The organism is Ardenticatena maritima, from assembly GCF_001306175.1.
GTDB lineage: Bacteria > Chloroflexota > Anaerolineae > Ardenticatenales > Ardenticatenaceae > Ardenticatena > Ardenticatena maritima.
The window spans coordinates 614,971-626,145 of record NZ_LGKN01000005.1 but is presented as its reverse complement, the minus strand read 5'-3'; the positions used below and the strand labels follow the sequence as shown (position 1 = coordinate 626,145).

Annotated in this window: 9 protein-coding genes and 1 riboswitch; of the genes, 5 read left to right on the top strand and 4 right to left on the bottom strand. The window is 65.8% G+C overall.

Translation table 11 applies throughout. The features are described from left to right. Positions 1 to 13: 13 nt before the first annotated feature. Positions 14 to 580, bottom strand: coding sequence for an Asp23/Gls24 family envelope stress response protein (locus tag SE16_RS10590; RefSeq protein ID WP_054491685.1), 567 nt, complete (start codon positions 578 to 580; stop codon positions 14 to 16). Positions 581 to 717: 137 nt separating this feature from the next. After that, positions 718 to 862, top strand: a riboswitch (cobalamin riboswitch). 26 nt (positions 863 to 888) lie between these two features. Between SE16_RS10590 and cbiB the strand changes: the two genes are divergently transcribed. From cbiB to SE16_RS10565, 5 genes are all read left to right on the top strand, one after another. Then, positions 889 to 1,869, top strand: a complete 981-nt coding sequence (gene cbiB, locus SE16_RS10585) for an adenosylcobinamide-phosphate synthase CbiB (protein ID WP_160316922.1) — start codon at positions 889 to 891, stop codon at positions 1,867 to 1,869. A gap of 42 nt (positions 1,870 to 1,911) precedes the next feature. Further along, positions 1,912 to 2,184: a type II toxin-antitoxin system VapB family antitoxin gene (locus tag SE16_RS10580; protein ID WP_054491684.1), complete on the top strand. Its 273-nt coding sequence runs from the start codon at positions 1,912 to 1,914 to the stop codon at positions 2,182 to 2,184. Positions 2,185 to 2,272: 88 nt separating this feature from the next. Continuing rightward, positions 2,273 to 3,361, top strand: a complete 1,089-nt coding sequence (locus SE16_RS10575) for a pyridoxal phosphate-dependent aminotransferase (RefSeq protein ID WP_054491683.1) — start codon at positions 2,273 to 2,275, stop codon at positions 3,359 to 3,361. 17 nt (positions 3,362 to 3,378) lie between these two features. Continuing rightward, on the top strand, positions 3,379 to 3,942 hold the full coding sequence (gene cobO, locus SE16_RS10570; protein WP_054491682.1) for a cob(I)yrinic acid a,c-diamide adenosyltransferase: 564 nt from the start codon (positions 3,379 to 3,381) through the stop codon (positions 3,940 to 3,942). A gap of 24 nt (positions 3,943 to 3,966) precedes the next feature. After that, complete coding sequence (locus SE16_RS10565; protein WP_060687572.1) at positions 3,967 to 8,316, top strand: cobaltochelatase subunit CobN; 4,350 nt, start codon at positions 3,967 to 3,969, stop codon at positions 8,314 to 8,316. Positions 8,317 to 8,334: 18 nt separating this feature from the next. Here SE16_RS10565 and SE16_RS10560 read toward each other — a convergent pair whose 3' ends face one another. The 3 genes from SE16_RS10560 to SE16_RS10550 are packed head-to-tail and all read right to left on the bottom strand — an operon-like array spanning position 8,335 to position 11,174. Beyond that, positions 8,335 to 9,396 carry a glycosyltransferase family 9 protein gene (locus SE16_RS10560; protein ID WP_235472295.1) on the bottom strand — a complete coding sequence of 354 codons (1,062 nt, stop codon included), beginning with the start codon at positions 9,394 to 9,396 and terminating at the stop codon, positions 8,335 to 8,337. A 1-nt stretch (position 9,397) separates the two neighbouring features. Further along, positions 9,398 to 10,510, bottom strand: coding sequence for a glycosyltransferase family 4 protein (locus SE16_RS10555; RefSeq protein WP_060687570.1), 1,113 nt, complete (start codon positions 10,508 to 10,510; stop codon positions 9,398 to 9,400). 22 nt (positions 10,511 to 10,532) lie between these two features. Beyond that, positions 10,533 to 11,174, bottom strand: coding sequence for an L-threonylcarbamoyladenylate synthase (locus SE16_RS10550; protein ID WP_054491793.1), 642 nt, complete (start codon positions 11,172 to 11,174; stop codon positions 10,533 to 10,535). Between the last annotated feature and the right edge of the window lies 1 nt (position 11,175).

Sequence of the window (11,175 nt, the reverse complement as noted above, 5' to 3'; positions counted from 1 at the left end):
CCCAGGCTCCATTTCAGGCTTCTTCTTCAAACGGCGAGTGGTCAATGTTCACCACCAGTTTCTTCACCTTCACGCCAACCTGCTCTTCCAGCACTTGGCGCGCCACCTGCTTGATTTCGGCGTCTTTCATGGGAACGTCAATGTTGGGGCGCGTGCGCACAATGAGATAGGCTTCCACGCCGTCGCCCTTGGGCTTCAGCACGGCGTCCACATCCACCACATCATCCAGTTGGTCAATGGCAAACTTCAAGCGGCGAGTCACCGCACTGGCGGACACAACCGTTTCGCCCCCTTCGCTGGAACGCACGGGCAAGAGCACCTCTTTCGACGGCGCGGGGCGCAAATCGAGCACGAGGAGGACAAACGCCACCAACCCTAACAGGAGGAAAAAGCCGCTCACCGTCGCCCGCTGCGACGTTGGGAGTTGCGCCAGCAAGAGAATGAAATCACTCACCCATTGGCGCACAAAATCGGCGACGGGTCCAATCTGCAAAGCCCACACGCCCAGCGCCATCGCCAGCGCGCAAATGATAAAACTGAGCAAAGCCAGCACAGCCAAAAAACGATTGAGCGCATTCATAACCGGTACGCCTCCTGGCGTTCATTGAAGTTCATGTTTTGATTGTATCCCACTTAGGGGGCAAAGCAAGCATACGGCAAAACGCCCTATTTGCCTCTTGGGCGCACTTTCCTACAATGCCCCTCACCTTTGACAACCACACACCGCCCGGTACAGGTGCGCCAGTCGCCCGGATGCGCGGCGCACAATGGAGGAAGACCGGTGAAAGTCCGGCGCTGTCCCGCAACGGTAACACGCCCGCGAGCGTGAAGCCCGATACTCCGCCTGTACCGTGCTCGTGTACCACCTTCGCGGAAAGGGGGGCGAGCGTGAAGACCAATTCGCGCATTTCCCGCCCTTGGGCGGGTTTTTTGTTGCCACACAACCAGCGCGCCGCTGTTGCCCTGGCGGCGCTCCTGCTCGACCAGTTGCTGGGCGAACTTCCCAACCGTCTGCATCCGGTGGCCTGGCTGGGGCGTTTTGCCCACACCCTGGAAACCCGCCTGCGCGCCCGCCTGCCCTCCTCACCCGTGGGCGACATCGCCGCCGGCGCAGTCGCCCTGTTGGGCGTGCTGGGCGTCTCCGTCGGCGCGGCGCGCGGCATCGAACGCCTGCCGCCCCCTCTGCGCACCATCGCCGAAATAGCAGCGCTCAAACAAGCCCTCGCCGCCCGCGCTCTCGACCAAGCCGTCGCCGCTGTCGAAAACGCGCTTCTTGATGACGATTTGCCCCGCGCCCGCCATCTGCTCGGCTGGCACCTCGTCAGCCGCGAGACCGACACGCTCACCGCCACCGAAGTCGCCATGGCGACGGTGGAAAGCCTGGCGGAAAACCTGAGCGACGGCGTGCTCGCCCCGCTGACGTGGTATCTGCTCGGTGGCTTGCCCGCCGCCTGGGGCTATCGCGCCGCCAACACCGCCGACGCCATGTGGGGCTACCGCACCCCGCGCTACGAATGGTTCGGCAAACCCGCCGCCCGCCTGGACGACCTGCTGAACCTCTTGCCCTCGCGCCTCACCGCCCTGCTGCTCGTGCTTGTCTCAGGGCGTCCACGCCACACCTGGCGCACCTGGCGGCGTGAAGCCCGCCACACCCCCAGCCCCAACGCGGGGCATCCCATGGCGGCCATGGCGGGCGCTCTGCGCACCACGCTGAGCAAGCGGGGCGCGTACACCCTGCACGGCGGCGATACTCCGTGCGATACGGGGCACATACGGCGTGCGCGCATGCTGGCGGGGCGTGTGAGAGGCGCGGCAATGGTGTTGATTCTGCTCAGCGTAGTGGTGAAAAGGCTGAAAAATGGTGGCTAGCACCCCACAATAAGCATAAATGCAAGCAAAACGGGAGGAACTATGCCAATCATTATTGAAAATCTGGAGGTTGAAACGCTTCTCAATGCAGCAGCACAACGGAGCGGACGCAAGAAAACTGAAATCATGCGGGACGCTTTGCAACTCTATCTGGCTCATCACTCAACACGCATCCCCTCCCAACAGCGCCTCGCACTTTGGTATGCTTTTTTGGAAGATGAAATCTGGCCGCACATCCCTCAAGAACAACAGGGGCGTGCTCCAAGCAAAGCCGAACGGGAAGCCATTCTGGGATACGGCGAGGAGGGCGCATGATTCTCAACACACCCACCTTGTTCCCATTTTTCCGCTGCTCTGCGTCGGCAACGACTTCGCGCAAACCGACCTCCCACAGGCATGACCCATGTCCACAGTAGCACACGGCGCGCTCGATTACGGTGAACTCGCCCGCCTGGGGCTGACGCCCGACGACGTGCTCGACTTCTCGTCGAACATCAACCCGTTCGGTCCCCCGCCCGCGCTGGTCGCCGCCTTGCGCGAGGCGCTCAGCGCCCCCCTGCTGGCGCGCTACCCCGACCGCGAATGCCTGGCGGTGCGCCGACGGTTGGCGGCGCTCCACGGCGTCAGCCCCGCGCACGTGCTCGTGGGCAACGGTTCCGCCGATTTGATTGCCTTGCTCATGCAGGTGCTGGCGCGTGGGAAGCGCGTGGCGGTGCTTGCCCCCACCTTTGGCGAATACGCCCACGCCGCCGCGCTGGCGGGCGCAACCGTCCACGTAGTGCCCCGCCCCGGCTGGCGCATGACAACCAACGCTACCTTCACCCCAGCCCCGGACGAGGGAGTGGACGCCTGCGCCAAACGGCTGGCGGCGCTCGCGCCCGACATCGTTGTGCTCTGCAACCCCAACAACCCCACGGGCGACTACCTGCCGCCCGCCGCGCTCGCCCACCTGCGCCAAGCCGTCCCCCATGCGCTCTGGCTGCTCGACGCCGCCTACGAAGCCTTTTGCGATAGCCTCTCCCAGCCAGCCGCCCCCAGCGCGCAAACCATCGTCCTGCACTCGCTCACCAAAGATTTCGCCCTCGCCGGCTTGCGCCTCGGCTACCTGCTCGCCTCGCCCGACATCGCGGCGCGGCTCTACGCCGCCCAGCCCCCCTGGAACGTGAACGCCCTGGCGCAACACGCCGCCCTGCTCGCCCTGGACGCCCTCGACTGGCGGGCGCACACCATCGCCGACCTGCTTGTCGAACGCCGCCGCGTAGAAGCCCATCTGCACGCCGTCGGCTGGAGCCCCTACCCCACCACGACCAACTTCCTGCTCTTGCCCGTCGGCAACGGCGCCCGTATGCGCCAACGTCTCCTGGCGCATGGGCTTCTCGTCCGCGACGCCGCCTCATTCGGCTTGCCCCACTGCATCCGCATCGCTGTGCGGCGTCCTGAGGAAAACGACCGCTTGCTCGCGCACCTTGGTTCACCACCCACAACCACCTGAAACGAAAGGAGCATCGTATGGGAGAAGCAGAACGCCAAGCCGCCCGTGCCGCCAAGAAGAAAAAAGGGCTTGTCATCGTGAACACAGGCAACGGAAAAGGCAAAACCACCGCCGCGCTCGGCATCCTCTTTCGTGCATGGGGGCGCGGTATGCGCGTCTGCATGCTGCAATTCCTCAAACATGAAAACGCCTCATTCGGCGAAAACAAAGCCGCGCGCAAACTCGGCATCGAAATCGTGCCCACGGGCGACGGCTTCACCTGGACCAGCCGCGACATGGATGAAACCGTCGCGCGCGCCCTGCACGGCTGGCAACTCGCCCAGCAAAAAATCACCTCTGGCGAATACGACATCGTCATTCTCGACGAATTCACCTACCCCCTGCACTACGGCTGGCTCGACACTCAGGACGTCATCGCCTGGCTGCGTGAGCACAAACCGCCCATGCTGCACCTCGTCATCACAGGGCGCTACGCCCCCGATGCGCTCATCGAATTCGCCGACCTCGTGACCGAAATGCGGCTTGTGAAACACCCGTTCAAGGAACAACAGATTCGCGCCCAGCCGGGCATCGAATTTTAGACAACCAACCCAGCGAGGAATGCCATGCCGCCGTCACGCTATATCCGCTCGCGCGTTCTGCGTCCCGATGGAAAACTCATCAACGTCGTGCACCACCGCGGGCATCTCATGGTCTGCGCCACAGGCTGTTGCTGTGGACATACCGAACGCGGGCATGCGCCCGTGCCGACCGACCTCTACCATACCGAATGGGAACGCCGCAAACTGCGCAACAAAGTCCACCTGACCCAAGGCGGTTGTCTGGGACCCTGCCCGCTGGCAAACGTGGTTTTGCTCATCTTCGACGGGCGTCCCATCTGGTTTCACTCGGTCAATAGCCGCGAGCAAATCCTCGCCATTTTCGATTACATCGAAGCCATGCTCGCCGCCGACGGCTACCTGCCGCCGCCCCCCGACCTCGCCGATTTCGTTTTCGACTACTACACCTGGACGCACGACGGGCGTTTGCTCACGGGCGAAACCACCCCCGCCGCCACACCCGCCGCCTCGGCGCGCCCATCCCACCACCCCGCCGCCGACATCGTCCTGCTGAGCCACGCCGACACCGACCTGCTCACGCTCGCCGCCGCGCGCCCGCTCCTGCCCGACGATTTCCCCAGCGTGGACGCCGTCAGCCTGAACAGCATCAAGCAAGAAGCGCACATGCAGCGGCTGATTGCCGAACGCCTGCACGGCGCGCGCGTCATCATCGTGCGCCTGCTCGGACGCCTCGGCGGTGTGCCCGGCATGCCCCTGCTGGTTGAACACGCCCGCGCCCACGACACCGCGCTCCTCTTGCTGAGCGGCGCCGGCGCGCCCGACCCCGAACTCGCCGCCCTTTCAACCGTTGACCCCGCCTTGCTGGAAAGCGCCGCCGCCTATCTCCACGCCGGGGGACGCCAAAACATGCTGAACCTGCTCCGCTTCCTCGCCGACCACTTTTTGCTGACCACCTACGACTACGAACCGCCGCGCGACCTGCCCGCCCATGGGTGCTACCATCCCACCCACGCGCCCGAAAGCACCCCCACCCCCACCTGGCTCGACCCCGCCCGCCCCACCGTGGGCGTGCTCTTCTACCGCGCCCACTGGCTCAGCGGCAACCTCGACTTTGTGGACGCCCTGGTGCACGCCATCGAAGCGCACGGCGCGAACGCCCTGCCCGTCTTCACCGCCTCGCTCCGCGAGCAAGATGACGAGGGCTTTCCCGCCGCGTTCACCTTCCTGCGCGATGAATGGGGACGCGCCCGTGTGGACGTGCTGTTGAGCACGCTGGCGTTCGCCATGAGCAGCGCCACACCCGCCGCCGACGACCTCGATTGGTCGGCGGAAGCGCTTGCCCTGCTGGACGTGCCCGTGGTGCAAGCCATCCCCGCCGGCGTGAGCAAATGGCAATGGGAAATTGCGCCGCGCGGCTTGAACCCGCTCGATACCGCCATGCACGTCGCCCTGCCCGAATTTGACGGGCGTATCATCGGCGTGCCCATCTCGTTCAAAGAAAAACGCCCCGCTTGCGACGGCGGTTGCTGTGCCGACGCCGCCACGTTCGACGTGACCATCTACGCCCCCGAACCCGACCGCATCGCGCGTGTGGTGGGGCTGGCGCTGCGCCTGGCTGAATTGCGCCGCACCCCGAACGCTCACAAGCGCATCGCCTTCGTGCTGACCAACTCGTCGGGCAAAGCCGCCAAAGTGGGGAACGCCGTTGGGCTGGATTCGCCCGCCTCGCTCATGCGCCTGTTCGCCGCCATGCGCGAAGCCGGCTACACCCTGCACAACCTGCCCCCCGACGGCGATACGCTCATCCACACTCTGCTGGAACGCGGCTCATACGACGAGACCTTCCTCACCGAAACGCAACTCGCGCACGCCGTCATCCGCATTCCCGCTGAGCAGTACCGCCGCTGGTTCGACGACCTGCCCGCCGCCCAGCGCGAGGAAATCGTGCGCCAATGGGGCGAACCGCCCGGCGACGCCTACGTCCACGAGGGGCACATCTGCCTGCCCGCCCTCGATTTGGGCAACGCCCTGGTGGTTCTGCAACCGCCGCGCGGCTACGGCATGGACCCCGACGCCATCTACCACCGCCCCGACCTGCCGCCGCCCCACTACTACTACGCGCTCTACCGCTGGTTGCGCGATGAGTGGCGCGCCCACGCCATCGTCCACATGGGCAAACATGGCACGCTCGAATGGCTGCCCGGCAAAAGCGTTGGGCTTTCCGCCGCCTGCTACCCCGATTCGTTCCTCGGAGATATGCCGCTCATCTACCCCTTCATCTTGAACGACCCCGGCGAAGGCACACAGGCGAAACGCCGCGCCCACGCCGTCATCATTGACCACCTTACCCCGCCCATCACCACCGCCGACGGCTACGGTGAACTCGCGGAACTCATGCAGTTGGTGGATGAATACTACCAGGTCGAAATGCTCGACCCCGCCAAATTGCCCATCATCCAGCGCCAGATTTGGGACCTCATCAAGCGCGCCAACCTCGACCAGGATTTGGCGCTCATCATGCGGCAAGACCACGGCGACCACGTGCACGAGTGGGACCCCACCGAAACCGAGGACGGCACGCCCGTCTCGCTCGCCGAAATGCAAGGGCGCGACGTTGCCCACCTCATTGAAGACCTGGACGGCTATCTCTGCGAACTCGCCGGGGCGCACATTCGCGGCGGCTTGCACATTTTGGGGCGCATCCCCGAAGGCGACGACCTGGTGGATTTGGTGCTGGCGCTCACCCGCCTGCCCAACCTGGACGCGCCCAGCCTGCGCGCCGCCCTCGCCGCCACGTTCGGGCTGGCGCTTGATGAAATGCTCGACACCCTTGGGCGACGCATGGAGAACGTGCCCACGGCGCTCGCCGACCTTGCCGACCGCCCCCTCATTACCGCGGGCGACGTGGTGCAGGCGCTCGACGAACTCGCGCATCATCTGGTCGCCTCGCTCGCCCTGCACAACTTCGACCCCGCCCGCATCGAAGCGGTGCTGGCGGAGACGCTTCCCACACCGCACGAAGACGTGCGCTGCGTGCTCGCCTTCATTTGCACGCGCCTGGTGCCGCGCCTGCGCCAAACCGAAGACGAAATCGCCAATCTGCTCGCCGCGCTTGACGGGCGCTACGTCCCCGCCGGACCCAGCGGCGCCCCCACACGGGGCAACGCCCACGTGCTCCCCACGGGGCGCAACTTCTACGCGGTGGACCCGCGCGCCCTGCCTTCGCCCGCCGCCTGGCACGTTGGGCAAGACCTGGCACGCGAAGTGCTGGAACGCTACCGCCGCGAAACAGGCGACTATCCCGAAGAAGTGGGGTTGAGCATGTGGGGCACCAGCGCCATGCGCACCCACGGCGACGACGTGGCGCAAGCGCTGGCGTTGCTGGGCGTGCGCCCCGTCTGGCATCGCGCCAGCCGCCGCGTGGTGGGCGTTGAGGTCATTCCGCTGGAAGAACTGGGACGCCCCCGCGTGGATGTGACCGTGCGCATCAGCGGCTTCTTCCGCGACGCCTTCCCGCACCTGGTCGCACTGCTCGATGAGGCGGTGCGCGCCGTCATCGAACGCCCCGAACCGCTTGACCGCAACTTTGTCCGCAAGCATTACCTGGACGACCTAGCGCGTCTCATGGCGCAAGGGCTTTCAGCCAACGAAGCCGAACGCCGCGCCCGCTACCGCATCTTTGGTTCAAAGCCGGGCACGTATGGGGCGGGCATTTTGCCGCTGATTGAAGAAGGCAACTGGCAAAACGAACACGATTTCGCCGAAGCCTACGTCAATTGGGGGGGCTACGCCTACACCGCCGACGAGCAAGGCGTGGACGCGCGCGACACATTCCGCCACCGCCTGAGCCACGTCGAAGTGGCGCTCCACAATCAGGACAACCGCGAACATGACATTTTCGACAGCGACGATTATTTGCAGTTCCACGGCGGCATGATTGCCACCATCCGCGCGCTCACGGGGCGCAAACCGCGCCACTACTTCGGCGATACACACGACCCCTCACGGGTGAAAGTGCGCGACTTGCGCGAAGAAGTGTTGCGCGTCTATCGCACGCGCGTGGTGAACCCCAAATGGCTGGAACGCATTCGCCAGCATGGCTACAAGGGGGGGCTGGAAGTCGCCGCCACAGTGGATTACCTCTTCGGCTACGATGCGACCGCCGATGTGGTGGATGATTGGATGTACGAGGAAGTGGCGCAACGCTACGCGCTCGACCCTGAAATGCAACGCTTTTTGCAACAGAGCAATCCCTGGGCGCTTCAAGCCATCAGCGAACGCCTGCTTGAAGCCGTCGAGCGGGGCTTGTGGGCGAACCCTTCCCCCGAAACGGTGGCGGCGCTTCACGCCCTGCACGAACAAGCCGAAACGGTGCTGGAGCACCAAACGGAGTGAGGCGCGATCTGCACGCTGTCAACGCTTCGCCATCTGCTCCATCACTGCCAACACTCGTTCGGGGGCAAGCCCCGTCAGGCAGGGGCGGTCGGGGCAGCCATCGGGAAGCCCCAAACTATGCCCCCGATAGAAGCAGGGCTGGCACGGCAAATCACGGTGTACAACCGCCGTGTGCGCGCCCCACGGTCCCCACGCCCGCCAGTTGGAAGGACCATACACCCCCACGACGGGCACACCCGCCGCCGCCGCCAGGTGCAGGGGACCGCTATCGTTGCCTACAAACAGGTCGGCGCGGCGCAACAACGCAATGGTTTGGAGCAAGGTGGTGCGTCCGCCCAGGTCCACCAGGGGGGCTTGGGCGTGCGTACACACAACGCTGGTGATGTCCGCTGTGGCGTCCACCAAGGCAACCGTGCCGCCATGCCGCGCATACCAGGCATCCGCGAGCGCGGCAAAATGCTCGGCGGGCCAGCGCCGCGCCGTGCTGTACGCCCCACTGCCGGGGTGCATCACCACCAGCGGGCGCGCCCAATGCTGAACAAGCGCCTCCGCCCACGCCTCGGCGCGCTCATCGCATGGAAGCCACAAACGGTGGTCGCGCGTGCGTGCGCCCAGTGTTGCCACCACCGCCAGGTCATATTCGACTTCGTGGCGTGCGCCGAACCCCTCATCGGGGACGCGGTGGGTGAGGAACCAGCCCCGCCCGTTGTCCAGCCCCGCGCGAATGGGCGCACCACTGGCAAGCGCCAGCGCGGCAAATTTCAGCGCCCCCAACGCCGTTGTCAGATGGCGCGGGATGACCAGCGCATCGTAGCGGCGGCGGCGCAGGTCCCACGCGAGCCGCGCCAATGCCCACCAGCCGCGCGGCGACAACAGGGCGCGCGGGTCGTCAAAGGCGTATTTGTCGAACGCCACAATTTCGTCCACGTAGGGGCAATCGCGCAGCAAAAACGCCGAACGCGGCGGCGCAAACAGGTCAATGCGGGCGTGTGGGAACGTTTCACGCAGGGCGCGCAGTGCGGGCGTGACAAAGAGCAAATCGCCCAGGTCGGCGGGTTTCACCACGAGCAGGCGGCGCATTTCAACCACGGTACGCCTCCATCAGCGCATCCCACACGTGGGCGGCGCTGGCGTCCCACGTGAAGCGGGCGGCGTTGGCACGTCCACGAGCGGCAAGGTCGGCGCGCAAAGCGTCGTCTTCCAGCAGGCGGCGCATGGCGTCGGCAATGGCGTTGGTTTCCAGCGGGTTGACGAGCAGCGCCGCATCACCAGCCACTTCGGGCAACGATGTGGTGGTGCTGGCAATCACGGGGGTGCCGCAGGCGTGCGCTTCCAGCACAGGAAACCCAAACCCCTCGAACAGGCTAGGGAAGACCAGCGCCACCGCGCCCGTGTAGAGGGCGGGAAGTTCCGCATCGTCCACGTACCCTGTGCGCACCACACGGTCGCCCAACGCGGTCAGCAGGTCGGCGAAAGCGTCCATGCGCCAGCCGGCCGCCCCCACCAGCACCAACTGCACGTCGGGGAAGGCGGGCGCTGTTTGCGCAAAGGCGTCCAGCACGCGGCGCAGGTTTTTGCGCGGTTGCAGCGTGCCCACATAGAGCAGGTAGCGCCCATGAATGCCGTAGCGGGCGCGTACAGCGGCGACGGCGTCGGGGGGGCGTGGGGCAAAGTGCGCAAGGTCCACGCCCGGATAGACAACACGCACACGCGCGGGGGGGGCGGCGTAGAGCCGCACAAGGTCGTTGCGCGTGGCGTGCGAGTCGGCAAGGATGAGGCGGGCGGCGCGCACATGCCAGCGGGTGGTCAGGCGCAGGTAGAAGCGCTGAAAGCGCGTGTGGGCGTCGGGGAAGTATTCGTAGCCCACATCGTGCACAGTGACGACGCTGGCGGGCGGATGCCACAGCGGCAACACGTGCGCCGGCTCGAAAAAGAGGTCGGGTGGGCGGCGGCGCAGTTCCGGCGCGAGGGCGGTATGTGTCCAGAGGCGCGGGCGCGGCATGACGACCCATTCGGCGTGGGGGGCGGCGGCGCGCAATGCAGGGGGCGGGGGCTGGTCGGTGTAGAGCCGCACACGCCAGCCGGCGCGGTGCGCAAGCGCACTCAACCGCACGACGAGTTCATAGGCGTAGCGTTCGGTGCCGGTACGGCGGGCGCGCAAGGCGCGGCTGGCGTCAATGCCGAGGGTGGTCATCAGTATACCACACCCCCGATACTCAGGCGATTTCAATTCCCAGCACCTCGGCAATCTCCGCCGCGCTGATCGGTCCCTCGCGCAAGATGCGCGGCGTGGGCGTGCTCACATCCACAATGGTGGACGCTATCCCCTCGCGCGCCGGACCGCCGTCCAGCACGAGCGACACACGCCCCTGCAACTGCGCCAGCACCTCTTCGGCGGTGGCGGGGCTGGGTTGCCCTGAAAGGTTGGCGCTGGTGGCGGCAATCGGTCGCCCCAGACGGCGCGCCAGTTCACGGGGCGTCTCGTGGTCGGGTAGGCGCACGGCAATGGTGCGCTGTCCGGCGGTCAGAATGGCGGGCATGCAGGGGCGCACAGGCACAACCAGCGTCAAACCGCCGGGCCAAAAGGCTTCGGCGAGTTTCCAGGCGGCGGGTGAGACGTAGTCGGCGACTTTGAGCATATCGGCAATGTCGCCCAACAACACGGGAATGGCTTTGTCCAGCGGGCGTTCTTTGACCTCATAGAGCCGCCGAATGGCGTCGGCGTTGCCGCTGTCAGCCGCCACGCCGTACACCGTATCGGTTGGGTGGGCAATCACCTGCCCCGCCAGGAGCAATTGCACGGCTTCTTCCAGTGCCTGGGGGTCATCAGCAGGCAAGACGCGCGTTTCCATCGCCATG